The organism is Microbulbifer sp. SE14 (assembly GCF_059834885.1).
The window spans coordinates 1-25,668 of the sequence record NZ_JCBAJA010000046.1 but is presented as its reverse complement, the minus strand read 5'-3'; the positions used below and the strand labels follow the sequence as shown (position 1 = coordinate 25,668).

General features: G+C 61.7%; 23 protein-coding genes. 2 read left to right on the top strand and 21 right to left on the bottom strand.

Annotation, left to right across the window (positions count from 1 at the left end):
* Positions 1-121: 121 nt before the first annotated feature.
* From AC6R19_RS21705 to prfC, 8 genes are all read right to left on the bottom strand, one after another.
* Complete coding sequence (locus AC6R19_RS21705) at positions 122-487, bottom strand: hypothetical protein (protein ID WP_500581977.1); 366 nt, start codon at positions 485-487, stop codon at positions 122-124.
* 100 nt (positions 488-587) lie between these two features.
* Positions 588-1,016 (bottom strand): hypothetical protein, encoded by a 429-nt coding sequence (locus AC6R19_RS21700; protein WP_500581976.1) that lies wholly within the window; start codon positions 1,014-1,016, stop codon positions 588-590.
* Positions 1,017-1,148: 132 nt separating this feature from the next.
* Complete coding sequence (locus AC6R19_RS21695; RefSeq protein ID WP_500581975.1) at positions 1,149-1,547, bottom strand: hypothetical protein; 399 nt, start codon at positions 1,545-1,547, stop codon at positions 1,149-1,151.
* Positions 1,548-1,920: 373 nt separating this feature from the next.
* Positions 1,921-3,327, bottom strand: a complete 1,407-nt coding sequence (locus AC6R19_RS21690; RefSeq protein WP_500581974.1) for a M20/M25/M40 family metallo-hydrolase — start codon at positions 3,325-3,327, stop codon at positions 1,921-1,923.
* Between the two features lie 29 nt (positions 3,328-3,356).
* Positions 3,357-3,707, bottom strand: a complete 351-nt coding sequence (locus AC6R19_RS21685) for a hypothetical protein (RefSeq protein WP_500581973.1) — start codon at positions 3,705-3,707, stop codon at positions 3,357-3,359.
* Positions 3,704-4,474 carry a TSUP family transporter gene (locus tag AC6R19_RS21680; RefSeq protein WP_500581972.1) on the bottom strand — a complete coding sequence of 257 codons (771 nt, stop codon included), beginning with the start codon at positions 4,472-4,474 and terminating at the stop codon, positions 3,704-3,706. Before AC6R19_RS21680 ends, AC6R19_RS21685 begins: the two co-directional genes overlap by 4 nt.
* A 10-nt stretch (positions 4,475-4,484) precedes the next feature.
* Positions 4,485-5,114 carry a lysophospholipid acyltransferase family protein gene (locus AC6R19_RS21675; RefSeq protein ID WP_500581971.1) on the bottom strand — a complete coding sequence of 210 codons (630 nt, stop codon included), beginning with the start codon at positions 5,112-5,114 and terminating at the stop codon, positions 4,485-4,487.
* A 162-nt stretch (positions 5,115-5,276) separates the two neighbouring features.
* Positions 5,277-6,860: a peptide chain release factor 3 gene (gene prfC / locus AC6R19_RS21670; protein WP_500581970.1), complete on the bottom strand. Its 1,584-nt coding sequence runs from the start codon at positions 6,858-6,860 to the stop codon at positions 5,277-5,279.
* A gap of 282 nt (positions 6,861-7,142) precedes the next feature.
* Between prfC and AC6R19_RS21665 the strand changes: the two genes are divergently transcribed.
* Positions 7,143-8,909 (top strand): aminopeptidase P family protein, encoded by a 1,767-nt coding sequence (locus tag AC6R19_RS21665; RefSeq protein ID WP_500581969.1) that lies wholly within the window; start codon positions 7,143-7,145, stop codon positions 8,907-8,909.
* A gap of 317 nt (positions 8,910-9,226) precedes the next feature.
* On the opposite strand, the gene AC6R19_RS21660 is transcribed toward AC6R19_RS21665, so the two are convergent.
* The 8 genes from AC6R19_RS21660 to AC6R19_RS21625 all read right to left on the bottom strand — a co-directional run bounded on the left by AC6R19_RS21660 (position 9,227) and on the right by AC6R19_RS21625 (position 17,667).
* Positions 9,227-10,603 carry an MATE family efflux transporter gene (locus AC6R19_RS21660; protein WP_500581968.1) on the bottom strand — a complete coding sequence of 459 codons (1,377 nt, stop codon included), beginning with the start codon at positions 10,601-10,603 and terminating at the stop codon, positions 9,227-9,229.
* Positions 10,604-10,753: 150 nt separating this feature from the next.
* Positions 10,754-11,230 carry a ribosomal protein S18-alanine N-acetyltransferase gene (rimI, locus tag AC6R19_RS21655; protein WP_500581967.1) on the bottom strand — a complete coding sequence of 159 codons (477 nt, stop codon included), beginning with the start codon at positions 11,228-11,230 and terminating at the stop codon, positions 10,754-10,756.
* On the bottom strand, positions 11,227-12,048 hold the full coding sequence (locus tag AC6R19_RS21650; RefSeq protein WP_500581966.1) for a uracil-DNA glycosylase family protein: 822 nt from the start codon (positions 12,046-12,048) through the stop codon (positions 11,227-11,229). Before AC6R19_RS21650 ends, rimI begins: the two co-directional genes overlap by 4 nt.
* Complete coding sequence (locus tag AC6R19_RS21645) at positions 12,049-13,584, bottom strand: 2-isopropylmalate synthase (RefSeq protein WP_500581965.1); 1,536 nt, start codon at positions 13,582-13,584, stop codon at positions 12,049-12,051. It abuts the gene before it with no gap.
* A gap of 364 nt (positions 13,585-13,948) precedes the next feature.
* Positions 13,949-15,160 carry a hypothetical protein gene (locus tag AC6R19_RS21640; protein ID WP_500581964.1) on the bottom strand — a complete coding sequence of 404 codons (1,212 nt, stop codon included), beginning with the start codon at positions 15,158-15,160 and terminating at the stop codon, positions 13,949-13,951.
* Complete coding sequence (locus tag AC6R19_RS21635) at positions 15,135-16,550, bottom strand: MBOAT family O-acyltransferase (protein ID WP_500581963.1); 1,416 nt, start codon at positions 16,548-16,550, stop codon at positions 15,135-15,137. The genes AC6R19_RS21640 and AC6R19_RS21635 overlap by 26 nt, the downstream gene beginning before the upstream one ends.
* 167 nt (positions 16,551-16,717) lie before the next feature.
* On the bottom strand, positions 16,718-17,188 hold the full coding sequence (locus AC6R19_RS21630) for a MarR family winged helix-turn-helix transcriptional regulator (RefSeq protein ID WP_500581962.1): 471 nt from the start codon (positions 17,186-17,188) through the stop codon (positions 16,718-16,720).
* Positions 17,188-17,667 carry a glutathione peroxidase gene (locus AC6R19_RS21625; RefSeq protein ID WP_500581961.1) on the bottom strand — a complete coding sequence of 160 codons (480 nt, stop codon included), beginning with the start codon at positions 17,665-17,667 and terminating at the stop codon, positions 17,188-17,190. The genes AC6R19_RS21630 and AC6R19_RS21625 overlap by 1 nt, the downstream gene beginning before the upstream one ends.
* A 176-nt stretch (positions 17,668-17,843) precedes the next feature.
* Between AC6R19_RS21625 and AC6R19_RS21620 the strand changes: the two genes are divergently transcribed.
* Positions 17,844-19,778 carry a cytochrome c/FTR1 family iron permease gene (locus tag AC6R19_RS21620; protein WP_500581960.1) on the top strand — a complete coding sequence of 645 codons (1,935 nt, stop codon included), beginning with the start codon at positions 17,844-17,846 and terminating at the stop codon, positions 19,776-19,778.
* Positions 19,779-19,885: 107 nt separating this feature from the next.
* Here the strand turns inward: AC6R19_RS21620 and AC6R19_RS21615 are convergent, their stop codons facing one another.
* From AC6R19_RS21615 to AC6R19_RS21595, 5 genes are all read right to left on the bottom strand, one after another.
* Entirely contained in the window at positions 19,886-20,944 is a 1,059-nt protein-coding gene (locus tag AC6R19_RS21615) for a hypothetical protein (protein ID WP_500581959.1), read from the bottom strand.
* Positions 20,944-21,648: an OmpA/MotB family protein gene (locus tag AC6R19_RS21610; protein WP_500581958.1), complete on the bottom strand. Its 705-nt coding sequence runs from the start codon at positions 21,646-21,648 to the stop codon at positions 20,944-20,946. The genes AC6R19_RS21615 and AC6R19_RS21610 overlap by 1 nt, the downstream gene beginning before the upstream one ends.
* On the bottom strand, positions 21,638-22,912 hold the full coding sequence (locus AC6R19_RS21605) for a MotA/TolQ/ExbB proton channel family protein (protein ID WP_500581957.1): 1,275 nt from the start codon (positions 22,910-22,912) through the stop codon (positions 21,638-21,640). Before AC6R19_RS21605 ends, AC6R19_RS21610 begins: the two co-directional genes overlap by 11 nt.
* 42 nt (positions 22,913-22,954) lie before the next feature.
* Positions 22,955-24,109: a class I SAM-dependent methyltransferase gene (locus tag AC6R19_RS21600; protein ID WP_500581956.1), complete on the bottom strand. Its 1,155-nt coding sequence runs from the start codon at positions 24,107-24,109 to the stop codon at positions 22,955-22,957.
* 153 nt (positions 24,110-24,262) lie between these two features.
* Entirely contained in the window at positions 24,263-24,865 is a 603-nt protein-coding gene (locus AC6R19_RS21595) for a bactofilin family protein (protein ID WP_500581955.1), read from the bottom strand.
* Positions 24,866-25,668: the final 803 nt, after the last annotated feature.

Here is a 25,668-nt window from a genome sequence, read left to right as displayed (position 1 = left end):
TCAGAACTGGAACCTGACGCTATCACAGCTGACGATCCACTTCCCGGACCGCCTGGAGAAATACATCAGCCTGTGAGGCTATTTGGCTGACACAGAGTTTTGAACACCCTCTCTGGCCGGGTCAGTGGCGGGCTGGCTTAGCCCACCCACGTGAATCCATGCAGTTCAGATACATTGTATTCTTCATTTCTTGATGTTTAAAAACAAGCTCCTGTTCATTTGACTCGAATTTTCGTCTAATCGCTAGATTTGCCAGTTCACTTGGGGATTTACCCTTTGGATCATCTAATATTGGCCTTCCTGCTCCAGTTGGGCCGCCTATAGAGTTCTCAAAAATAGAATTGACAGCTGCGATGCAATCTTTTCTATCACTATCAAAATCTGCAATAGGTTTTTCCATTCCTGCTTTTGGGCGTAAGTTAAAGCTTGGATTGTATCCGGCACATCCGACCAAAATACAAGTAAAAAACAATAGATATTTTTTCATTTATTACCTTGCATAACGTTGCCAGCTGCGGCAGCCGGAACGACTTTTTGCGCGAAGGCTTTGTGCAGGATGTCCGCCAGCTTGGCCTGGTTATACGGATTCACCAGAATTTCCACCATGGTTTAGATTTAGCGGCCGACCCTGTTATTGACCGCCCGGGGAATAGAATTTCGCCCTGATCTGCACTTACATCGAAAAAACCCACGTTGTGCTTTATGGCGAGTTCACGCATTTTTCTATAGGCTTCTTCAGCTACAGACCAGGCGAAGGCTGAATAAATTACTTCTTTGCCAATACAGTGATCTGTTACTTTCTCATCATCGATATCATCTGATGCCAATGGGCCATTCATAGGCGGAAAGAAGTTAATCATCTCTTCAAACCAGGCTTTCAAGGCCGGGCTCGTAACAGAATGGTCTTGATAGCTGTGGTCTTCAGACCACTCGGTTTGCGCCTGATACCACTCCATGAATTTGGCCCGCTCCGTGGGGGCTGCCGATGGTTCAAACACCATGAGATCGAAGCTCACTGATTACTCCTTTCCGTATAACGCCGCAATCAGCCGCAGCTAAGTTTGTGCGCTTTTTGCGCGATAATGGAGCGCAGCGACAGCGCTAGAAGTGCATAAACTTAGCCGTCGGCTGCATTGCTTGGTTAAGCACTACACTGGCACCCTAAGCTCTCGGTCAGCCCCGTACTTTTCCAGAAGTTCTACTACTGAAGTAACGTTCTCGGATACTGCGTAGTCATAAGCCCGTAGATTATTACACCAAACTCTGTTGGGGTTGGCACCAAATCTAAGAAGCATCTCGATGATGGAAAGAATCAAATTTCCATTGATGGTTCTTTCAACCTTATACTCATGCAACAAGTAGTGAAGATGATCGTCAAGATTATCCTTTGGGTTTGGATTAGCACCAGCCTTGAGCAGAGCCTCTACAAATTCAATATCCTTTAGGCTTATTGCTTTATCTAGATAAGCTTCTAGCTGCTCATTCAGCTCTGGCCAAAATTCTATTTCTTCCAGTTTTGTAAGTATTTTTTCTCTATCCGAAACCACATTTCGTCCTTGTGTGCTTAACAGTTTTATTCAAAAGCCAATAGCTTTATATCACCTTCGCTCTATAACTCAAAAAGAGAGCACTGTCAGAGGGAAAAATTTCCTTTAAAATCAAATGGTTACATAATAAAGACAGTTCTGAGGGACCGAATTATATTGCCCCAGGCTCACTATCCCAGCCCTGTCATCGGCTCTTGAATACCTCCCCCATCCCTTATAAATCAATAACTTAACAGGTATTTCCCGTTATTCAAGAGCCACCGGCTTCTGATCCCGGTTGATCCGGGTGCCATATACAAAAAACCCCGTGCAAATGACGGGGTTTCGATTGGAAAATTTGGCCGTACATTACCGACCAGAGGCTCCGAAGGCTTCAGTGCTCAGTCGGCACCCTGCCCAGGTCACCTTCCATTTCCACCGTCAGGAAGGACATCACCACCCAGGCCGCCACATTCTGCTTCAGCTTGTCCGGGTCCACCTTGTCCAGGGTGTCGTTGGGCGTGTGGTGGTAGTCGAAGTAGTCGGTGCCATCCTGGTAGAGACCGAAGGCGGGCACGCCCAGGGCGACGAAGACGCTGCTGTCGGGGCCGCCGTGGGATTCGTTGTTGCCGCGCTCTATGCCGAGGGGGGCCAGCAGCTGCATCATCTGGTCGGCTATATCGAACTTGCTCTCCGGCAGGCGGGTGTCGAAGCGCCAGATCTTGCCGGCACCGAAGTCGGATTCGGACACGGCGACGATGTTGTCCAGTTCGTCCTGGTGCGCATCCACATACTGCTTGGCGCCCACCAGGCCGATTTCCTCGGCACCAAATAAAACCACGCGCAGGGTGCGGCGCGGGCGCTGGGGCAGTTCGGCGATCAGGCGCGCAGTTTCCATCACGATGGCCACGCCGGCGCCGTCGTCCAGCGCGCCGGTGCCCTCGTCCCAAGAGTCCAGGTGGGCGCCGATGATCATCACCTCTTGCGGTTTTTCGCGGCCGGTGATTTCACCGATCACGTTAAAGGAAGGGCCGTCGGCCAGGCGCTCGTTGTCCACGTCCAGTTTTACCTGCACCGGCTTGCCGCGCTTGAGCATGGCTTCCAGCAGGTTGGCGTCGGGGGCGGACAGGGCCAGGGCCGGCACCGGATTCTCGACGCCGTCAATGGACATCATGCCGGTGTGGGCGAAGCGGTCGGAGTCGGTGCCCACGGAGCGCAGCAGCAGCGCCGCCGCGCCTTTCTCCGCGGCGGCACGCATGCCCCTGCTGCGGCCGCCCACTGCCGGGCCGTAGCCCTCACCGGTGCGGGCGCGCTCCATGCGCTTGTTGATAAAGGCGATCTTGCCCTTGACCTTGCGCGCCGGCGCCTTCAGCAGGGCTCCCACATCGGCGAACTCGACGATCTCCGCAGTCAGTCCGCCGTCGGGCGTGGCGGCCCCGTAGCCGAGGGAGGTGACCACCAGCGGCTGCGGGAAGGGCGCGACCACTTCGGCGTGGGCGTGGCCGCGGTACCAGCGTGGCACGTCGATCTGCTCGGTGTAGACGCGGTCGAAGCCGAGGTCTTTCATTTTCTGCTGCGCCCAGTCCACCGCGCGGCGGTCGCCCTCGGTGCCGGCACGGCGCGGGCCCACTTCCACGGTCAGGGACTCGACGATGCTGTAGGCATCGGAGGATTCCAGCGCGCGGTCGCGCAACACTTCCGCTACGGAGATGTCTTCCTGGGACAGCGGTTTGGCCTGGGCCGCGCTTACGGCCAGGGCCGCGATCAGTCCGCCGGTCAGGGTCAGCAGTGGTCTGAACATGATTTTATCCTTTGATAACGCTCGTTGGATTATTTGTCGTTGTCTTTTTCGCCGTCGGCCGCCAGCAGTCGCTGGCGTACCCCGCGCAGGCGCTCCAGCCCGATGTCGGTAAACAGGTAGGGCGAACCGCCGGTGTATTCGGCCTCTTCGATCTCCAGACACTCGAGGCGCAGCTTCTCCAGCTGCGGGTCGTGGCGCATCGGGTAGCCGGTGAGTACCCGCCACTCATTGTCGTCCGCCTGGCCGGCGATTACGTCTTCCAGCCCTTTGAGGAAATCTTTGCGGTCCACACGGAAGCGCGGCGTGCGCATATGCATGAAGGCCCAGATTATCAGGACGAAGACCACGAAGGAAAGCAACAGGGTCAGAAATAGCGTCATCTCGATTCCATCAGCAGACGAATGGCAACGGCGATGGTCGCCAGGATGACCACCGGCTTGATCAGCCTGGCACCACGGGAGATCACCAGGTTGGAACCCAGCCGCGCACCGACAAACTGGGCCGCGGACATGCTGATCGCCAGCCACAGCAGCAGGTGGCCGCCGGCCATAAAGATAAACATCGAAGTGGCGTTGGTGGCCAGCACCAACGGCTTGGTGTGCGCGGTGGCCCTGCGCATGTTGTAGCCGAGCAGCGCGGCGAAAGCCAGCGCGTAGATGGAGCCCATGCCCGGGCCGAAGAAGCCGCCGTAAAAACCGATGCCGCCGCCAACCAGAATATTGAACAGGCCATTCGGCATGCGCGGCCTGGCGTCTACATCGGAGATGCGCGGGGAGAACATGAAATAGAGGGCAATCGCGATCAGCAGTATCGGCAGCAGGGTTTTCAGCTGCTCGCCGCCCAGTTGGGTCACGCTCCAGGTGCCGAGTGCGGAACCTATGACGGCCGCCAGCAGGCCCGGCCACAGGGGGCGCAGGTCCAGGTGGCCCTTCTGGAAGAAATTGATTGCCGAGGACAGTGTGCCGAAGACGCTCTGGAATTTGTTGGTGCCCAGGGCGTCCAGCGGCGGTATGCCGGCCCACAGCAGTGCCGGCAGGGTGATGATGCCACCGCCGCCGGCGATGGCGCTGATAAAGCCCGCGGTGAAGGCCACCGCGGTCAGTATCAGGTAGGTGATGAGGGAGAGATCGCCGGTTAACTGCTCCACGTTTCCTGGGTCACTGTTTCTCTTGTTTACCCCCGACTTCTTCAACAAAGTCGGTCTGTTTTTCCGGGTTGCGGCCCTGGTATTTGCTGAAGCGGCGCTGTATCTCACGCATATCCACCTCCAGGTCGCCGGTGGGGCGATAGAGGGAATCGACACAGATACGCTTGTTGGGAAAATCCCAGGCGACGATCAGGATGGGCACGCCGGCGGCATAGGCGATGCGCAGGAAACCGTTTTTCCACTTGGCCACTTTCTTGCGCGTACCCTCGGGGGTGATGGCCACCCACATTTTTTCATTCTCGCGAAACTGGCTGGCCACCTGCTTGGCCATGCCGCCGGGGGCGGATCTGTCGGTGGGAATGCCGCCGAGCCACATAAACAGGCCCTTGAACGGCCAGAAGAAGGCCTCCTTTTTCATCAGCCAGGAGGCCTTCAGCCTGAGCGCCATGATAAACGGCATGGCGACGACGAAGTCCCAGTTGGAGGTATGCGGAGCCAGCGCCACCATCACCTTTTTCTCCGGCGGGAATTCGCCCTCGATACGCCAGCCGAGCATTTTTACCAGCAGCTTGCCGATGGCGGCGGTAAAGCGGTTGCCGATGCGCGGCATTTCTTCGGGTAGATTCTTTGGGATACTCACGTCGATTCTTCTCTCAATTTTGTTGCCCATGCGTTTGTAGGAGCTTGCTTGCAAGCGAAAGGCTACGGAGTTCCGATCTGTTCGCCTGCAAGCAGGCTCCTACAGTGGTGCGCACGGCGCACCCTACCCGAGTCCCGAGTCCCGGGTCCCGGGTCCCGTATTTTAGTGCTCGCGCGTGGCGTAGAAGCGAATATCCGGGTAGCGCTCTTCCGCCAGCTGCAGATTGACCCGGGTCGGTGCCAGGTAGGTCAGGTGGCCGCTGCCGTCCAGGGCCAGGTTGGTGCTGGCCTTGCGCCTGAAGTTTTCCAGTTCCTTGGCGCTGTCGCTGTCGACCCAGCGCGCGGTGTTCACGTTCACGTTCTCGTAGACGGCTTCCACCTTGTACTCGTCCTTCAGGCGGTAGGCCACCACCTCGAACTGCAGCACCCCCACGGCGCCGACAATGATGTCGTTGTTGTCCAGCGGGAAGAACACCTGGGTAGAGCCCTCTTCCGACAGCTGCTGCAGGCCCTTCTGCAGCTGCTTCAGTTTCAGCGGATCCTTCAGGCGGATGCGGCGGAAGAGTTCCGGGGCGAAGTTGGGAATGCCGGTAAACTTCAGGCTCTCGCCCTCGGTAAAGGTGTCGCCGATCTGGATGGTGCCGTGGTTGTGCAGGCCGATGATGTCGCCGGCGATGGCCTCCTCCACATGGGTGCGGTCGCCGGCCATGAAGGTCACCGCGTCGGCGATCTTCACGTCCTTGCCGATGCGCACGTGCTTCATCTTCATGCCGCGGTTGTAGGTGCCGGAGCAGACACGCATAAAGGCGATGCGGTCGCGGTGCTTGGGATCCATGTTCGCCTGGATCTTGAACACGAAGCCGCTGAACCTGTCTTCGTTCGGCTCGACGGTGCGCTCGTTGGTCTCCCGCGGCTGCGGGCCCGGCGCCCACTCGACGAAGCCGTCGAGCATTTCGCGCACGCCGAAATTGCCGAGCGCGGTACCGAAGAACACCGGCGTCAGCTGGCCGGCCAGGTAGGCCTCCAGGTCGAACGGGTGGGTGGCCCCGCGCACCAGGTCGATCTCCTCGCGGATATCCTCGGCGTACTCGCCCAGCAGCGCGTCCGCCTCGGCGGAATCCAGCCCTTTTATCTGGATATCGTCGGGGATGGTGTGGCCCTGGCCCTGTTTGTACACGTGGATGGTGTCCGTGTAGAGGTTGTAGACGCCCCTGAAGTTCTTGCCGGAGCCCAGCGGCCAGTTGATCGGCGCGGCCTGGATATCCAGCACTTCCTCGATCTCGTCCATCACCTCTATGGGATCGCGGATGTCGCGGTCGAGCTTGTTGATAAACGACAGTATCGGCGTGGTGCGCAGGCGGCAGACGTTCATCAGCTTGATGGTGCGGTCCTCGACACCCTTGGCGCCGTCGATCACCATCAGCGCGGAATCCACTGCGGTCAGCACCCGGTAGGTGTCCTCGGAGAAGTCCTCGTGGCCGGGGGTGTCCAGCAGGTTGACCGTGCGGCCCTTGTAGGGGAACTGCATGACCGACGAGGTCACCGAGATGCCGCGCTCCTGCTCCATGGTCATCCAGTCGGAGCGCGCGTGGGGACCCTTCTTGCCCTTGACCGAGCCGGCCAGCTGGATCGCATTCCCGAACAGCAGCAGCTTTTCGGTCACCGTGGTCTTACCGGCGTCCGGGTGGGAAATGATCGCGAAGGTGCGGCGGCCGGTATAGCCTGCCTGGGTAGAACTCTGGCCCATAATCTAAGATTCGGTAACTCGGCTGATCAGCGGAAAAACAAGGCGCGCATTATACACGTCGGCAAGGCTGCAAGGGGGCTGGTAGACTGCGCTTTTTCAAGCTGAACCATGTGATTTAGCCAGATGCGAAGGTCCTGATGCCGGTGGCTGTTTGCGGGACTGTCTGCGAGAGGGACCTCGCAGACAAGCCTACAGGGATGTATTCACGGCGGGCGCCTAGCCCGTGTCCCGCAAACAGCCAGCGGCAGCAGGGCCGCCACGGAAATTGAGGAGAGGTGGACCATGAGTCGGGAACGCTTACAGGCGCTGCGGGATGAACTGGCGCGGCAGGGGGTGCAGGCCTTCCTGGTGCCGCGGGGGGATGAGTACCAGAACGAGTATGTGCCCGCCGCCGACGAGCGCCTGGCCTGGCTCACCGGCTTTACCGGCTCCGCCGGCATGGCGGTGGTCGGCACCCGGCACGCGGCGCTGTTCGTGGACGGCCGCTACACCCTGCAGGCCCAGCAGCAGCTCGGCGACCAGCCGATCGACCAGGAAAACCTGGATATGGGCATCATCGCCGACTGGCTGTGCGACCAGCTGAAGGAGGGCGAGGCCCTGGGTTACGACCCTCGCCTGCACACGGAGCCGGGCCTGGCGCTGCTGAAGAAGCGCCTCGGCGAACGCGATATCGCCCTGCGCCCGCTGGAGCAGAACCCGATCGACGCCGTCTGGACCGACAGGCCCGCCCCGCCCTGCGGCCCGGCGCGTCCCCACCCCCATACCTTTACCGGCGAGCACTCCGCGGAGAAGCGCCGACGCATCGCCGAACTGCTGGCGGACAAGCGCGCCGACGCCCTGTGGCTGCCCAACCCCGAGGTCTGTGCCTGGCTGTTCAATATCCGTGGCAATGACGTGCCGCACCTGCCGGTGGCGCTGGCCAGCGCCCTGCTCTACCGGGATGGCAGCGCGACGCTGTACCTGGCCAGGGAAGCGGTCGGCGAGGCGCTGATCGAGCACCTGAACAACGAGGTGACCATTGTCAACGACAAGAGCGAGCTCTTCGCCGCCGCCAGGCGCCATCACGTGGCGAGGGTCTGGGTGGACCCGCAGATCACCAACTGCTGGACGCTGCAGCAGCTGCGCGCGCTGGATATAGAACTGCTGCAGGAGCGCGACCCCATCACCCAGGCCAAGGCGTGCAAGAACGCGGTGGAACTGGCCGGCAGCCGCGCCGCCCACGAGCGCGACGGCGCCGCCCTGTGCGAGTTCCTGGCCGAACTGCCTGAGGCGATAGCGGCAGGGAATTTCGGCGAACTGGAAGCGGTGCGACTGCTCAGGTCCAAACGCGAGGCGCGCGAGGGCTTCCGGGGCGACAGCTTCGACTCCATCTCCGGCTACGGCCCCAACGGCGCCATAGTGCACTACCGGGTCAGCCGCGAGTCCAGCCTGCCGATCAAGGCCGAGGGCATCTACCTGATCGACTCCGGCGGCCAGTACCCGGACGGCACCACCGACGTGACCCGCACCCTGGCCCTGGGGGAATTCCCGCACCTGGCGAGGGAGCACTTCACCCGCGTGCTGAAGGGCCATATCGCCATAGCCACCCTGCGCTTCCCCAACGGCACCTGCGGCGAGCAGATAGATGCCTTCGCGCGCAAGTCGCTGTGGGACGCGGGGCTGGACTACGCCCACGGCACCGGCCACGGGGTCGGCAGCTTCCTGAGCGTGCACGAGGGGCCCCAGCGCATCGGCAAGGCGGCCACCGGCGTGGCGCTGCAGCCGGGCATGATCCTGTCCAACGAGCCGGGCTTCTACCTGACAGGGCAGTACGGGATACGGATAGAGAACCTGATCTTCGTCAAGGAGTGCGCGGAGCACCACGGCTTTTTCGAGTTCGAGGAGCTTACGCTGGTGCCTATCGAGCGCAGGCTGATCGATGTGGAATTGCTGACCGAGGGAGAAAAGGAGTGGCTGAATAACTACCACCAGCGGGTGCGGGAGACGCTGATGCCGCTGGTGAATGAGAAGACGCAAAAATGGCTGGCAGAAGCCACCGAGGCCATTTAAAAACGTTTTTTTGTAGGAGCGGCGGGGCGGCCATCCGCCGCTCCTACAGTTTGTCCTCTCCCCCGGCCCCTCTCCCGCAAGCGGAGAGGGGAGACAGGGAGTTTACTCTACAGCCAGCTGCCGCTGCGACTGCAGAAACGGCACCAACTCCCCCAGCATCAGCGCACTCGCCTTCGGCCCCAGCGTATGCGCCATGCCCGGAATCGCAACAAAACGCGCACCGGGGTATCCCGGCGGCCGCGGCGAAATGAGTCGCCAGCGCGAGCACGGTTGCGGAGAGAAGAACAGCGAGTCGGCGCATGGAGAGTCCCCCCTGATTACTGGGTCTGCAATTTTACGGCAGTCTCACTGCCCGCCGCACGGGCGCCGATATCCCGGCGCAGCCACCACCAGGCCAGGGTACCCAGCAGCAGGTTGGACGCCGCCGTGGCGGCGAACAGGCCGGTAATTCCCCAAAGGCTGTTGCCCAGCCATGCCAGCGGCAGGTAGACGCCCAGCACGCGCAGGAAGGAGATCAGCGTGGCCGGTAGCGGGTGCCCCAGGCCGTTGAAAGCGGCGTTGGCGGACATCACGAAGCCATAGCCGGCGTAGCTGAAGGGCACCAGGGTCAGGTAGGCCACCGCCACCGCCAGCACCTCGGGCGAGTCGCTGAAGAGCCCCACCAGCGGCGGCCCGGCAAAATACAGCAGCAGCGCCAGCGCGGAGCCGAAACCGATGCAGAAGCGCGCCAGCACGCTGACCGTCTCCCGCATGCGGCCCGTCTTGCCGGCGCCGGCGTTCTGACCGATAAAGGGCCCCACCACCGCGGACAGGGCGTAGAAAACGATCAGCGCCACCGGCTCGATGCGCAGGGCAATGCCCAGGCCGGCCACCGCGTCGGCGCCGTGCACCGCCACCAGCGCCACCACCACGCCGCCGGCCATCGGGATAATCACGTTGGTGGCCACGGCCGGCAGGCCCACCGCCAGCACGGCGCGCCAGGAGTCGAGCAGCATCGACAGGCGCGGTGCCGCCATCAGGTGTTCCCTGCGCACCAGGAAATAGAGGGCGGCGAAGAAGCTGATACCGCGGGCGATCACCGTGGCCAGTGCCGCACCCTGCAGCTCCAGGCGCGGGAAGCCGAGCAGGCCGAAAATCAGCAGCGGGTCCAGGACCAGGTTGAAGAGGGCCACCGCCACCATGATGCGTCCGGTCAGGGCGCTGTTGCCGATGGCGCGCAGGGCCGACAGTGCCACCATGGGCACCACCGCGAAGACCGCGCCCAGGTACCAGGGCACCATATAGTCGGCGATCAGCGGCAGCATCTCCGGGGTGGCGCCGAGCAGCTTGAACAGCGGTTCAATGGTCGCCAGACCGAGGGCGCTGATCGCCAGCGCAACCAGCAGTGCCAGCAGCGAGGCGTCGGTCACCAGCCGCCGTACCCGCGCCAGGTCACCGGCGCCGTAGGCCCGCGCCACCGCCGACGAGGTGCCGGCACCCAGGCCAATAGCGAAGCTGTTGATCACCATCACCACCGGGAAGGTGAAACTCATTGCCGCCAGCGGTGCGCTGCCCAGTTGGGCGACGAAGTAGGTGTCCACCACGTTGAACGACATGGTGGCGAGAATGCCCCACACCATCGGCAGGGCCAGGCGCTGCAGGTGACCGGCCACAGAGCCTTCGAGCAGGGAGGGGTTCTTTTGCGATAACGCCATGAAAAACTCTTTGCGGAGAAGTGAATTTCGCTAGACCGCAGCGGATGGAACAGACAGATAGAGCAATATTTTAACAGCCTCTCTCTGCGTAGGTGCGGCGGAGCGGCCGTCCGCCCCGCCGCACCTACGGGGGAAATCCAGGGCGTGCAGTTACCGCCGTTCCAGGGAGAGACTCATCAGCAGCGCATCCTCGCGCGCGCCGCCTTCGACCGGGTAGTAATTCTTGCGCACTCCATCTTCGTGAAAACCCAGTTTGCGGTAGAGGGACAGGGCGGCGCGATTGGAGGCGCGCACTTCCAGCAGCACGCGGGAGATTTCCCGCGGCAGCCCGGCGATCAGTTGCTGCAGCAATCTCTCGGCGATGCCGCGCCGGCGCCAGTCGGGGTCCACGGCGATATCGAGAATTTCCGCCTCGTCGAACAGCGGGGAAATCACACAGCAGGCGATGGCCTCACCAGTCTGCGACAGCAGCAGCCAGCACCAGTGGCCGGCCGCTATGCTGTCCCGGTACTGCCGCTCGCTCCAGGAGTGTGCTTGGGCGCGGCGGGCCAGGGCCGCCAGCGCCGCGCAATCGGACTCGGCCGCCGCAACCAGGCGGGCGCCGGGGATATCGAGTGCGGAGGTCATTTGACCCGCGTGTGCTCGGGATAGGTCTGCCGCAACAGCTGCCACAGGTCGCGCTTGCGCTCCGGCTCCAGCAGCAGCTGCGACAGGCTGGGCATGGCGATCACGCGAATGCCGTTCCAGTCGTTGACCGGGTTCTCGAGGGGCTGTTTTAGTGAGGGGGGAGCGCAGAAGTCCCGCGCCTGCTGCCCCATCAGCCAGATGGACTTGACCGGGCGGCGCCGGCTGACGGCCTCCAGCCAGCTGGAGCAGGTGTCCCGGGCTTCGTCCGCCGAGGCGGCGGGGCCGAAGCGGTTTTCCGCCAGGGGCCATTTCAGGCGGTCCTGCTCCCGCGGCAACTGGTGCCAGTGCAAGGCGCGGGCGATGTTGTTGAACAGCGCCTCCACCGGGAGGGCGGCGCCGGGTTCGCGGCTGTCCACCGCCAGCAGCTCCTCGCCCAGCCACCAGCAGCTGAGTACAAATGGCTGTACCTGCTGTTGCGGCGGCGCGACCTGGGTCACCGGCGCGGCCGGGGCCGCGGGGGCGACTTTCACCTGTTCGGTGAGCTGGCCGATATCGCGCAGCAAGTCCGGCTCGGCCGCGGGCGCCTGTGGTTCGGCGGCCTTCGCCCCGATCGCTGCCGGAGCAGGCGCCGCGGATTCCGGCTCGGCGACCACTATCTGCGCAGCGGACTGTGGCAGCGGGTTTGCGCCCCTCGGCGTTTCTTCCGCCGGCGGCAGCTGGGCCTGGCGCGGCTCGGGCGCGAGCGGCAGTACAAAGCGCGGCATATAACTGGCCACGCCCAGGACAGACAGGTATTCCGCTCGCTGCAGCTCGTTCACTTAAACGCCTTTTCTCTTGCTCTCTCCACTGGTGAGCAAGTTTAACGCATCCAGGTAGGCCTGTGCGGACGCCACCAGGATATCGGTATCGGCGCCGACGCCGTTGACCAGGCGCCCGTCCTTTTCCAGGCGCACGGTCACAGTGCCCTGGGAGTCAGTGCCCTGGGTAACGGCGTTGACCGAGTAGAGTTTCAGGTCCGCCTCGCTCCTGGCGATGGATTCGATGGCCTTGAATGTGGCGTCCACCGGGCCGCTGCCGTAGGCCTCGGCGCGGTGGGACTCGCCGTCGATCAGCAGGCGCAGATACGCCTGCGGCAGGCTGCCGATCTTGCTGCGCACTTCCAGGTCTTCCAGTTGGAAGTGCTCCACCGGAGCCTCGCTGCCGGCTACCAGCGACTGCAGGTCCTCGTCGAAGATCTCGTGCTTCTTGTCTGCCAGCTCCTTGAAGCGCTCGAAAATCATCTGAAACTCGCCGGCGTCCTCGAAGGTGATGCCCAGCTCCTCGTAGCGGGCCCTGACCGCGGCGCGGCCGGAATGCTTGCCCAGCACCAGGCGGTTGTGGCCCCAGCCCACGTCCTGGGCGCGCATGATTTCGTAGGTCTCGCGGTGCTTGAGCACGCCGTCCTGGTGAATGCCGGACTCGTGGGCGAAGGCGTTGGCACCGACGATGGCCTTGTTCGGCTGCACCGGGAAGCCGGTGATGGAACTGACCAGGCGCGAGGTGGGCACGATATGGGTGGCGTCTATGCCGGTTTCCACCGGGTAGAGATCCTGGCGGGTGCGCACCGCCATCACTATCTCCTCCAGCGACGCATTGCCGGCGCGTTCGCCGAGGCCGTTGATGGTGCACTCCACCTGGCGCACGCCGTTCATCACCGCGGACAGGGAGTTGGCCACCGCCAGCCCCAGGTCGTTGTGGCAGTGGGTGGAGAAAATGGCCTTGTCGGAGTTGGGCACATTCTCGATCACACGCCTGAACATGGCCCCGTACTCGCCCGGCTCGCCGTAGCCGACGGTGTCCGGGATATTGATGGTGCCGGCACCGGCGGCAATCACCGCCTCGATGATGCGGTACATGAATTCCGGCTCGGAGCGACTGCCATCCTCGAGGGAGAATTCCACATCGTCGGTAAACTGGCGCGCGGTCTTGACCGCCTCCACCGCTTGGCGCAGCACGTCTTCCGGCTCCATCTGCAGCTTGTATTTCATATGGATCGGCGAGGTGGCGATAAAGGTGTGGATGCGCGAGGCGTTGGCATTCTTCAGGGCCTCGCCGGCGCGGATGATGTCCGGGCCCATGGCGCGGGCCAGGCTGCACACGCGGGAGTCCTTGATGGTCTCCGCCACCGCCTGCACCGCCTCGAAGTCGCCGGGGCTGGCGATGGCGAAGCCGGCCTCGATCACGTCTACGCGCATGCGCTCCAGCATGCGCGCGATGCGGATCTTCTCGTCCTTGGTCATGGAGGCGCCGGGACTCTGCTCGCCGTCGCGCAAAGTGGTATCGAAAATGACTAACTTATCTTTCTTAGTGCTCATTTTGGGCTCTTCTCCTTATTTGGCTCGAGGCTAAACAGCGACCTTGGCGCTGTCTACGCGCCCAAAAAATACAGTGTGGAATTCTGCCGGAGGGTAACGGAATAAAATTATATGCCGCAGCGCGGCAGTCGCAGCGAGAAAGCTAGGGCGCGGTAGAGGTGCCAGGAATTGAAGTGCTCGGTGTGCATGGCGGTTTCGGCGCTGGGTTGGAGTCCGGGCATTATGCCTTCGCGGCGCAGCAACGGTCAACAACCATCCTAATAAAGACAGAAAAAGAGAGGAAAGTTAGGATGCACATCCCAAATTGCCACGTCATCGAAAGAGCAGCACCCCCGGTCCGCCGCAACCGGAGGCCGCCCCGATCCTATTCGGCCGCCGCCGTCTCCGCATGCGGCGCCAGCGCTTCCACCAGGTGGCGGGTGTAGGCCACGCCGCCGGTGTAGCGGGCCAGGTGGGTGGTGTCGACGAACATCTCCGGGGTGATGGCCGGCAGTTCGCGGTCGTCGTGCAGCGTCAGGCCGGTGGCCTCCTCGATGCGGGCCACGGCGGCCGCCAGCCGCGCATCGGCCTCCGGCGTATTGCGGATCCAGGCGGTATTCTTTGGCAGCATCAGCACTTCCACGCGATCGGAGATGGCCTGGAAATTCTTCACTATGCGGATGAAGGCCTCCAGCAGCTCCGGATCGAAGCGCAGTTCGATGATGTCGGCAGAGTGGATACGGAACAACCGGTCGTCGTCCAGCCGGTGCTCGGTGCGCAGCGTCCCGTAGAATTCGTCGAACAGTACCAGGGTGTCCGCGGAGCGCTCTTCCGGGATGGTGCCGCCGCCCTGCCAGCCGTAGTGCCAGCGCTCGTCCCTGTAATCCGGGTAATCCTCTTCGAAGCGCCGGTCCAGAATTTTGTCCAGTTCCCGGCGCCGGGCCGCCGCGGCCTCGTCCTCGGGAATCTCCGTGCGTGCGCGCGGCGGGGCCATCTCGCCGGCGACAAAGCTGGTGAAGGCCTCGGCGGAGATGCCGTCGCGCAGGTAGCGGATATTGAACAGCCGCACGCCGCGCTCGGGGTCTTCCATCAGCACGCGAAGAAACTCCCGCGGCGTGCCGAGAATCGCCAGCATCGTCTCCTCGGCCTCGCGGGCACCATTGCGGCGGGTGACGGTGGCCTGGAAGGGATTGAACTCGATCAGCGCAATCTTCAGGCGGCGCCCGTCGCGCTCGAACTGCTCCCGAACCCGGCGCGACAGAATGTCCTGGAAGAGCGGGTTCAGGCCGCCGAAACCGAAGTTGAAGGATTTTACCGGCAGACCCCGCGCGGCCATTTCGCGATCGAACTGCCGCGGCGAAAAGCCAGCCTGCACCATCGAGGAGCCGAAAAACATCGCCAGCTCCTGCGGCTCCCTGGTAATGCGCGGCAGCGCGGCCCTGGCCTGCAGCACACGGCCGAGAAAGTTGTCCGCGGTAATGCCGGTGGAAATATGAAACAGCCGCACCAACCCCAGGGCCGCGCCCATGCCCAACAGGATGACGAGAAAAATGCGGGCAAAGAGCACGCGCTCAGAACTGGAAGTAGATAAATTCACTGCTCGGCTCTCCTATCATCAGACAAAGGGCCTGCACCGTCACCAGTGCCGGCCAGAATCCCCAGGGCTTTTGTGCCAGTCGCTCGCCGTGTTGCAGAACAGCGTAATCCACCAGGTGCATTACCAGCAGCGCCGCCGCGGTGAGCCCGAGCACCAGCGCGGCGCCGTGGGACGGCGACGGCAGTGCGGCACCGAAACTGTGCAGTGTCACCAACATCTGCCAGGCACCTTCCAGACTGGCCGCGCGGAACAGCACCCAGCCCAGCAGGATCAGGTAGAAAGTGAGCGCCCACTTGAACAAACGTATCCACAGGGAGCGCGAGTGGGCCAAGGGCGCAAACAGGCGCAGCTCACCCAGCTTGTGGGTAGCCCCTATCAATGCGCCGTGGAAGGCTCCCCAGGCGACGAAAGTCCAGGCGGCACCGTGCCAGAGGCCGCCCAGCAGCATGGTGATAAAGATATTGCGGTAGCGGTTGCCCCGGCGGTTGCCGCCCAGGGGGATATAGAGGTAGTCGCGCAGCCAGCTGGACAGGGAGATATGCCAGCGGCGCCAGAAGTCCACCGGAGAAATCGCGAAATACGGCAGGCGGAAGTTCAGCGGTATCTGGAAGCCGAGCAGCAGCGCCAGGCCTATGGCCATATCGCTGTAGCCGGAGAAGTCACCGTAGATCTGCCCGGCGAAAGCCAGTACGCCGGTCCAGGACTCCATCAGACTGATAGGCCCCGTGGCATCGAAGGCGGTTGCCGCCGGGCCGGCCAGCAGGTCCGCCATGGTCTTCTTCATCAGGCCGACGGTAATCAGCAGGAAACCGTGCTTGGCATTGATCCAGCTGGGCAGCGGCAGCTTGTGGAACTGCGGCAGAATCTGCCGCGCGCGCAGAATCGGGCCCGCAACCAGCTGCGGAAAAAACGCCAGCGCCGCGGTGAACTCCACCAGCCCCTTGCGCGGCTGCATATCGCCGCGGTAGACGTCGATGGTGTAGCTCATGCTCTGGAAGGTGTAGAAGGAGATACCCACCGGCAGAATCAGTTCCAGCGACGACAGCGACGGCTCGTAGCCCAGCGCCCGCAACAGATCGGCCACAGAACCTATGGCGAAGTCCGCGTACTTGAACACCGCCAATATGCCCAGGTTCACGGCAATGGACGTGGCGAGCAGCAGTTTTCGCCGTCGCCCCACCGGCGCAGCGGCGATGCCCTGGGCGAGGAAGTAGTCGATCACCGCACTGCCGACCAACAGCGGGATAAACGCATAGTTCCAGGCGCCGTAGAACACCAGGCTGGCCACCAGGATGAGATAGACCCGCGGCCTCCGCTGCAGGAATACAAACCCGTAAAACAGCAGGAAGACTATAAAGAAGGCGAAGAAGAGAGGCGTGTTGAATATCATCTGATTGCCGCCTTGTTTTTTGTTATGTCCATTGATGCGGGCAGATGCAATAGAGTGCCTGCGAATCGCGCCCACGGAGGTAAGATGCGACGGGCGGGGAATTTGGATGCAGCGATTGACGAAGAAAATTCAATCGGCTGCATCCGGCGCCGGGAAAGGGCGGAACTTCAGCCGGCAGCACCCAGCTTGTGCAGAAACTGCCACAACTGGCCGTGCAGCTGTTCCACTTCTTCGCGTGATATCGACGAGGCCTCCAACTGCCCCATCACCCAGCCCTGAGCGCGCGGCTTGAGCGCGCGGCCGGCGTCGGTGATTGCCACCATAGTCACCCGCTCGTCCCAAGGCGCGCGGCGGCGGGCCACCAGTCCGCGCTGCTCCATGCGTTTGAGCAGCGGTGTCAGCGTGCCCGAGTCCAGCATCAGGCGCTGGCCCAGGGCGCCGACACTGGTATCGGCGTCCCCGTCCAGCTGATCCCACTCCCACAGCACCATCAACACCAGGTACTGGGGATAGGTAATGCCCAGGTCCTGCAGCATGGGCCCGTAGGCCTTGGTCATGGCGCGGGAGGCGGCGTAGAGCGCAAAACAGAGCTGGCGGTTCAGCGCCAGCGGGCCGCCGTTATCGTCGCATATCCCCATCAGAGCAGCTGCTCGATTTCCGCTTCCAGGGCTTCCGGCTTGTCCTTGGGCGCGAAGCGTTTCACCACCTGCCCGTCGCGGTTCACCAGGAACTTGGTGAAGTTCCACTTGATGCCCTCGGTGCCCAGGATGCCCGGCGCCAGTTTCTTGAGCTCCGCGAACAGCGGGTGGGCAGCGGGGCCGTTCACCTCCAGTTTGGCGTAGACCGGGAAGCTGACGCCGTAGTTCAGCTCACAGAACTGCTGGATTTCCTCGTCGCTGCCCGGCTCCTGCTTGCCGAACTGGTTGCAGGGAAAGCCCAGCACCGCCAGTCCCCGCTCTTTGTACTTGTCATGCAGTGCCTCCAGCCCTTTGTACTGGGGGGTAAAGCCGCACTTGCTGGCGGTATTGACGATCAACAGCACCTTGCCCCTGTGCTCTTCCAGGGAGGTGGAACTGCCGTCAGCGGCTTGCAGTGGTATGGAGTAGAGCTCGCTCATGGGGAATCTCCCTATCGGTCCATTTAAGTTGTGTACAATTTTATTGTGCACAACTTAAATTGCAAGCAACGCGGTCCAGAGAAGAAAGAGCGACGCGGGCTTTATTGTGAGAATAATTATCAATAATATTGTGCGCCTGATAGCAACAGCCTTTGCGTCAACATAAAGGACATCTCATGCGCATCTCCCATCACCTGGCCCGCCTGCTGCTGGCGGTGCTCTTTTTTACCCTCACTCCCGCCCAGGCCCAGGAGCCGGGCCTCAGCGAGCAGGAGCTGCGCCAGCTGATGCAGATGGCGGAGTACATCGGTGTGGACTATCCGGAAGCGGTGGAAAACGGCGAGATCATCAACGATGACGAATACGCGGAGATGGAGGAGTTCGCCGAACTGTTGATCGACCGCGGGCAGCGGCTGGCGCCCTCGCCGGAGGCGGAGACTATTCGCGGCGAAGCCCGAGCGCTACAGGCAGCCATCCAGCGCAAGGCGGGCCTCGCCGAAGTGCAAACCCACACCGCCAAGTTGCGCCAGGGCCTGCTGTCCCTGGCCCCGGCACTGTCGCTGCCGCAGTCCCTGCTCGGCGTCGAGGAGAGCCGCGCCCTCTATCAGGCCAACTGCATTGCCTGTCACGGCGACACCGGCATGGGCGACGGCCCGCTGGCGGCGCAGCTGGAGCCGCCGCCCACCAACTTCCACGAGCGCGAGCGCGCGGAAAACCGCTCCCTGCTCGGCCTCTACGATGCGATCAGCAACGGTATCGATGGCACCGCAATGACTGCGTTTGGCAACCTGACGGAGCAGCAGCGCTGGTCGCTGGCCTTCTATGTGGGCAGCCTCGCCTTCGCCGGTGAAGATGCCGACGTGCCCGGCAGCCGGCTGAGCCTGCAGGACCTGGTGATGTACAGCCCGCAGGTGCTGCGCAACGACCGCCCGGAAATCCCCGCGGAAACCGTCGCCGCCCTGCGCGCCGATCCGGCACTGCTGTTTGCGAAGAAGCAGGCGCGGGATGGAAACCCCATGGATATCGCCTACAGCCAGCTGCAGAAAGCGCTGGCCACCTACCAGCAGGGCGATTACGACAGTGCGCGTACCCTCGCGGTCAGCGCCTACCTGGACGGGTTCGAACTGGTGGAAAATGCACTGGACTCCCGCGACGCGGACCTGCGCCGCTCCATCGAGAGCGAACTGCTCGGTCTGCGCGCGCAGCTGAATGCCGACAGCGATCCGCAGCGGGTAAAGCAGCAGGTCAACGCCATGCTCGAGCGCCTGGATCAGGCCCAGGCACTACTGGAGGAATCCAACCTGTCCGACGCCGCGCTCTTCGTGGCCAGCCTGATCATCCTGCTGCGCGAGGGCCTGGAGGCGCTGCTGGTGGTTATCGCACTGACCACCATCCTGGTGAAAACCGGGCGCCGCGACGCATTGAAATATGTGCACTTCGGCTGGACCGCCGCCTTTGTCGCCGGCTTCGCCACCTGGGTGCTGGCACAGAATGTGATTTCCATCAGCGGGGCCAGCCGTGAGGTCATGGAAGGCGTGGCCGCACTGCTGGCCGCGGCCGTGCTCTTCTATGTGGGCTTCTGGATGCACAGCAAGACCCAGGCGCAGGAGTGGCAGAAGTACATCCAGGACAGCATCAACCGCAGCCTGAGCGCAGGCACCCTGTGGGGTATCACCGGGCTGGCGTTCATCGCCGTCTACCGGGAAATTTTTGAAACCATCCTCTTCTATCAGTCCCTGCTCACCCAGACTGCGGAGGGACAGTACGGTTCCCTGTGGGGTGGCATCGCCGCCGGCGCCGCCCTGCTGGCCGTGATCGGCTGGGCCCTGGTGCGCTACTCCGCGCGCCTGCCGATCGGCAAGTTCTTCTCCGCCACCACTTTTATACTGCTGGCACTTTCGTTTGTGCTCGCAGGCAAGGCCGTTGCGGCCCTGCAGGAAGCCGCACTGATCGGCATTACACCGCTGCCGGTTTCCTTCAGCTTTGACTGGCTGGGAATCTACTCCACCTGGCAGGGAATCGGTTTGCAGGCGGCCATTCTGGTCGCCGCCATCTGGCTGTGGCTGCGAGGCCGCAGCTCTACGGGGGCGGGAAATACCGTCAAGGCCTGACAAAACGGCAAGACCGAAGGGTGAGCCACAAGGGCGGCGAGTCATCGGCCGAACAAAAAATACCCCGCTTCAGCGGGGTATTTTTTTGCTCAGGCTCGCAACTGCGATCAGCGCAATTTGAAGCCCAGTTCCGCTTCGATCTGGGATCGGGTCCACAGATTCCAGTTCGCCACCCCTTTCTCCGCGGTACCCATCTTCTCCACAATACCTCGGCTCAGTGCCGGCCACGCCAGCACTGCCGGCGGCAGCGACTCCGCATAATCGAAAAACAGTTCCGGCGGCGGCAGTATCCGTTGCAGGCTCTGCAGCAGGGGCTGCCACCCGGAAGGCAGTATCGCTTCCGCCAGCTTCCAGGAGGGCGCCGGCGCCTTTGCCGCCTGGGCAACCAGGAAACGATAGCGGCCTCGCGCCGCCGCCAACAGTTGCTCGCTTTGGAAATGCAGGCAACCCTCCACCCGGCGCTCGGCACAGAGCAAGCAGCTGCCCTCGTCCAGCGACAGTTGCCGCGCGTCGCTGGCACTCAGCTGCCAGCCGCCATCTTCCGAGGCGCAACCACAGTGAGGACAACTGCCTTCACTCTCAGCAGCGGGCGGCTGCAGCGGTTGGCTGTCGGCGCCCGGCCGCCAGTAGCTGGGGACTTCGCCGAAGTAGCTGTCGCCGTGGCTGCGCACATGGGAGGAAAAGTCGAAAGAAACCGGATCGGCACTCCGCCCCGCCGCGGCTTCCAGGCAAGACCTGCACAGGGAGAAGGGCCCCCGGTCGTGAGACTCGTTGATCCCGGCCAGATCCGTCCCCACCCAGGCGCTGCGGGTTTCGCTCTGCAAGGCTCCACAGCAGGGGTGCAGGTGCACCAGGGAGAAGAAGTCGCGCCGCCGCGGGCCTTCCAGTTCCGGCGCGTCGGTGCCGAACACCATCACCGGGTGCCCGCGGTAGCGCCAACCGGCCCCGCAGCTCTCCAGGTCGCCGATACTGATCTCGATACCGGAGCGCAGTTCGCGCGCAAGTGCACTGCCCGCATCGCTGGCGTCGCCCGGCTGTATTGCTGTCTCCTCCTCTGTATCGTCCACCAGCGCCGTTACATCGCTTCCGGTTTCCGCCTCAGCCCCGGATGCCTGCGTGGCATCCACCCCACGCAGCTTTGCCAGAGCCTGTTTCCACAGTGCCACTATAGGGCCTCCTCTAATATCCGGTGTATCTGCGCCTCCGAATTGGTAATCACGCGAAAAGCGACCCGCTTGGACTTTTCCGGGTCCTCGCTGCCGTCGGGACGCCGAACCGGTCGCGCGGACGAGTAGCCGACGGCTGCCACCATTGCCAATATGCCGGGAACCTCTTCGGCGGGCATCAGGCCCTGCACAAAGTGCAGTACCTCGCGCGACCGATTCTGCGACAGGCGCAGGTTGTTAAAGTAATTGTCCCTGGAATTGCCCCCGGCTCCCCATTCGGAGCTGGTGTGTCCCTCAATGTGAATTGCCCTGATAGATCCCAGATAGGGCTTCAGCGCGGCGATATAACGCGGGAAAAAATTTTGCATCACCCGCTGCGCTTCCCGATTCATCTCCGCTTCGCCGGTGGAGAACATGGCGTCGGAGTTGTTGAAGGCGATGATCAGGCGGTCCTTGTCGATCGTCGCCCCCCAATGCGGCAAGTCCTCCCCGAACTCCCGCATCAGTGTCTGGTAGATCGCCAGCTGGTTGTCCCGATAGGACTGTGCCAGCGCGCGGATCTTTTCACGCTCTTCCATCATCGAGCGCATCATGACGATGGAGATACACAGAAATACCATCATGAGCCCCGCCATCAGGTCGGAGACGCTCAACCACTCGCTTTCTTCAGCGGAAGCGGACCTGGCAGAGAGACTACTCGGCATATTCTGCTTCCCGCTCCCGCAGGCGGCGCATCTGCGCCAGCAGCTGCTGGTAGTCCCGCGTGAAGTTGCCGCTGATGGTGGCCAGGGCCTCGCCCATTGCCGAGAGCACCTGTTCCACCTGCTTCGCCATGACCCTGTCCATCTGCTCGTACTGGCGGCGGATGGAGATATCCGCATCCCGTAACTCCTGCCGCATGACTTCGGTCAGGGCCTGCAGCATCTCGCGGTGGGTCCCGGCGATCATCTGCGCCAGTTCGCGCATCGAATCCCGATGCACCCGGGCCGAGTCGCCGACCAGGCTCCGCATCGCCTCCGGATCCAGCGCCTGGAGGTTTTCCAGCGCCGCGGACAGGTGCTGGAAGCGCTCCGCCAATGATTGGGCCTGGCTCTCCATCAGCTTGTTGATGGCGGCGAGGTTTTCGTCCACGCCTTTCTGCGCCGCCGCCACACTGCGCGACAGATGTTCGATATTCTGCGGCAATTGCGGCACCAACTCTGCCAACTGCCGCACCGATTCGTGTTGCGCGCCGAGCAACCGGCCCAGCTGCTCCGCCTGCTGCCCCTGACGCTCCAGCAGCTGGTCCATGCCGCGGTATACCTGTGGCAATTCGGCAATGCGGTCGTACATCTGGCCCAGAACCTTCTGTTGGCCGATCAGCGCCTGCTGGCTCTCGTCACAGCGCTGGCTCCAGGAGGCCACCCGCTCGGCGTGCGCTCGGTATGCCTCGGCGGCGCTGCCCAGGGCCGGCTCCAGGTCGGCCAACTGGCCACAGAAGCGCTGCAGATTGTCACCGAACTGCGACTGCAGCTGCGCGTTGAATTCCGCCACCACTTTCTCCAGACAGCCCACCAGTTCCGCACTGGAGCGCTGGGAGAAATTCTCCAATGCCGAGTGCAGCTGGATCAGGTTGCGGTTCAGGTCGTCGACAGTGGCATTGCCCTGCACCGGATCCGACGGCATTCGCAGCATGCGGCTGCATGCCCGCAGCAGTAACGAAAGGGCCAGGCCAATCACACTGGTGATAAAGGCAGTCTTCAGCCCCGCCATCAGGTCCGCAATGCTGCGATCTATCTCCTCCAGGGAGAAATCGTAGAGACCGATAATGATCCCGATAAAGGTGCCGAGGATACCAAGCGACGTAAGGAATCCCGGCCCCTGCTCCACAAAGTCGCGTCCGCGCCCGGTAAAGCGCAGCAGCAGCGCCAAGGCGAAGATCGACAGCATCAGCACAAGGAACCCCTCGGTAACTGCCGCTGGGGTCAAGGCTATAAACACCTGATGTAACAGTCCTGACATTATCTGTACCTAAGAGAATTGCTTTAACGCGAGCTCGTGATAAAAAGCTCCACCGGGCAGTTTGCCATGGCCCTGCCCCACCAGCTGCAGGCGCGGCAGCACTCGGATAAGTTCCGCCAGGTTAGTGAAATGCGCCTTTTCCTCTCCCTGCGGGAACTCCTTCACCAACACCCGCTCATCCGCCTGTATCTCGAAAACCGAAGGCCTCTGCGCCAGGCGCTCCCGCCTGGCAAAAATGATGTGCAGCACCCCGCCAGGCTTCAGCCTTGACAGCAGTAGTTCGCCCAGCACTGTTGCCTCCCGGGGACTGTAGAAACTGAACAGATCCCAGGTAAGGATCGCATCGCAGGGCTCCAGGTCGGCGAACTTGCCAAAGACAGAGCGAATGGCCTGGCAGCCGTCCTCGCCGCGCTTCTTGCGCCACTGGATCGCGGCGTGTAAATCCAGCACAAACAAGTCACCCACCTGCCCCTGCAGGGCACCGACATTGCGTCCACTCCGGGGGCCACAATCGATCACGCGGCTGACCGGGGATCTGCGCGCAGAAGCCATGGCTGTCGCCAGTCCGGTCAGGGACAGTGCCGAATCCGTTTCGGAAACGGAGAAGTAAGTCGCCAAATCCGCAGAACCGCCAGGACGCACCTTGCCCGCAGGAGTGCCGCTGTCGTATTCAAAGAAGTACTCGATAAGGTCCTTGCGCATCCCCTGGCGCTGTACCAGCGAATTGCTCAAATTGAAACGCCCCAGGCTCTGCATCAGCGCCACCGTCGAATGCCCCTGGTAGGGTGCCAGAGGGTAGTCCGGGTCGTCGGCGGTTTCGTAGGTAAAATCCTGTAGCAGCCTGAACCTTGCCGGCCTCTGTGGACCACGGGCAGAGGTGTAGATCATTGCGTGCATCAATGTGCCGGGCTTGAGGTTCGGCTGCAGTAGCTCGACCAAGTGGGCAATCAGTTCCACGCTGAGGAAATTGAGCAGATCCCAGCAGAGAATAACGTCGAACTTTGTTTTTTCCGGCTTTGCGACCAGGTGCTCCCGCAATGCCGTCTTTAAATCGGCAGCCTGCTGGTTCTCCGCGAAAAAATCAATCAAGTCCTCGATATAGCAGGGGCAATTCATCTGCAGAAAGGCCTGGGTGGTACCCACTGCCAGAGGACCCAGATCCAAAATGCGAAAGCCCGGTTGAATTATCTCCTGATTGAGCGCCGCCAAGCCAAAAGAGTGATGTTGCATACACCTAGTCTCAACACACCACAACAATTCGCGACCAAGCAGTGCCCACAGGCACCGCTCGTCGCGGTACCCGGTTACCGACCGTCATCAGGCCTCGGTCACCGGTTCCTCTTCTACTTCGGCATAATCGGCACTTGCAGTGGAGAAAAGACCGCTGCCCGCATCTACCTTCTTGCTCTTGCCATCGGCATCGCGCGGCGGCAGGCTCGGGTGCACCAACTTTTCCTTGAAGTCGTTGATACGCTCTTTCATTTCCGCATCGGTGTCTACCATATCCATGGAACCGCGGAACTTACCGCCGTCATCCAGCTGGATGCGCGGTGCAGTCAGGTTGCCTTTAACAACAGCGGTGCGACGGATTTCGATAAGTTCTTCCGCCAGCGCATCGCCGGTGAGGGCCCCCTCAACGATGATGTTCTTCGCATGGATATTTGCATTCAGTTCACCGCCGGCGCCCACAGAGAGGTTGTGCCCCTCCATGATCACTGTACCCTCAATGGTGCCCTCGATATGCAGGCTTTCGTTGCCAATCAGCTCACCGCGGAACTTGATATTTTTACCGATTACCGACTTTTCGAATTCGTCGCCCATCCGTGAGCTGCTTTGCGGGGCAGCACTGCCCTGATCCATAAACCCTTCGAGAAAGCTATTAGAGTTCCCATCGTTGGACTGCTGCTCTTCGTTGGCCATGTTGTACTCCTCAATTAGGGATAGCTGGTTCGGTGCCCTATTTGCAATACATCATACAAACCCAGGGCAGATCTCATTCGCCGTCTGCGCAGCGATAAAGCCAGCTGATAATACGGGGGAGAAGCGATTGCCGCATGTCGCAAAAGTCCTTTTTTTCGGCAGTCTCTTGTTTTTTTGCTGAGTGTGTGACGACATTCACAGTTTGCTGAGCACGAAAGCGGCACTGATGAAACCTGCAAAGTCAAAGACGCCGAAGCACAGCTCTCGCATCAATCAGACTGTTTATGAAACAGCCATCGAGGCGACCATCATGCGGGTAGCCGAGCCCAGCCTGCGCAGAGGATTGTGACATCGCCGTTACTAACAGAATATTTGGATAGAACTGTGCATAACCATGGGACATTCATGCCAAAGCCAGGGTTAATGCCAGTCATAATTAAACGTGCAAAAAATCAGCGGTGAATAGTTGCCCCAGACTCTTCCGATGATATCCGCGTTACTAACAGAATGCATGGACAGGGTTGTGCATAAGTAGGGGATATCCCTCTTGAATCAAGTACTTACGCCGACAAACGGTAGATGGACAAAAAAGCAGCGGCCAAAATCCGGGTAGTTTTTGAGCCAGCGATTTGGGTTCAGCGCCAACCTGTCACAAAGGTGTTCGGCACCAAGTCGTCGCCAGGCTTCTAAACAAAAAAAAGGGCCACCCGTTTGGGTGGCCCTTTCTTTATTTAGAAGCCTGACGATGACCTACTCTCACATGGGGAGACCCCACACTACCATCGGCGATGTTGCGTTTCACT

Excerpts from the sequence above, each read along its gene's own strand:
- AC6R19_RS21690 (WP_500581974.1), bottom strand. The coding sequence starts at position 3,327 with ATGTTCAGACCACTGCTGACCCTGACCGGCGGACTGATCGCGGCCCTG.
- AC6R19_RS21705 (WP_500581977.1), bottom strand. The coding sequence starts at position 487 with ATGAAAAAATATCTATTGTTTTTTACTTGTATTTTGGTCGGATGTGCC.
- prfC (WP_500581970.1), bottom strand. The coding sequence starts at position 6,860 with ATGGGCCAGAGTTCTACCCAGGCAGGCTATACCGGCCGCCGCACCTTC.
- AC6R19_RS21645 (WP_500581965.1), bottom strand. The coding sequence starts at position 13,584 with ATGAGCACTAAGAAAGATAAGTTAGTCATTTTCGATACCACTTTGCGC.
- AC6R19_RS21665 (WP_500581969.1), top strand. The coding sequence starts at position 7,143 with ATGAGTCGGGAACGCTTACAGGCGCTGCGGGATGAACTGGCGCGGCAG.
- AC6R19_RS21660 (WP_500581968.1), bottom strand. The coding sequence starts at position 10,603 with ATGGCGTTATCGCAAAAGAACCCCTCCCTGCTCGAAGGCTCTGTGGCC.
- AC6R19_RS21685 (WP_500581973.1), bottom strand. The coding sequence starts at position 3,707 with ATGACGCTATTTCTGACCCTGTTGCTTTCCTTCGTGGTCTTCGTCCTG.
- rimI (WP_500581967.1), bottom strand. The coding sequence starts at position 11,230 with ATGACCTCCGCACTCGATATCCCCGGCGCCCGCCTGGTTGCGGCGGCC.
- AC6R19_RS21625 (WP_500581961.1), bottom strand. The coding sequence starts at position 17,667 with ATGAGCGAGCTCTACTCCATACCACTGCAAGCCGCTGACGGCAGTTCC.
- AC6R19_RS21595 (WP_500581955.1), bottom strand. The coding sequence starts at position 24,865 with ATGGCCAACGAAGAGCAGCAGTCCAACGATGGGAACTCTAATAGCTTT.
- AC6R19_RS21630 (WP_500581962.1), bottom strand. The coding sequence starts at position 17,188 with ATGGGGATATGCGACGATAACGGCGGCCCGCTGGCGCTGAACCGCCAG.
- AC6R19_RS21620 (WP_500581960.1), top strand. The coding sequence starts at position 17,844 with ATGCGCATCTCCCATCACCTGGCCCGCCTGCTGCTGGCGGTGCTCTTT.
- AC6R19_RS21635 (WP_500581963.1), bottom strand. The coding sequence starts at position 16,550 with ATGATATTCAACACGCCTCTCTTCTTCGCCTTCTTTATAGTCTTCCTG.
- AC6R19_RS21610 (WP_500581958.1), bottom strand. The coding sequence starts at position 21,648 with ATGCCGAGTAGTCTCTCTGCCAGGTCCGCTTCCGCTGAAGAAAGCGAG.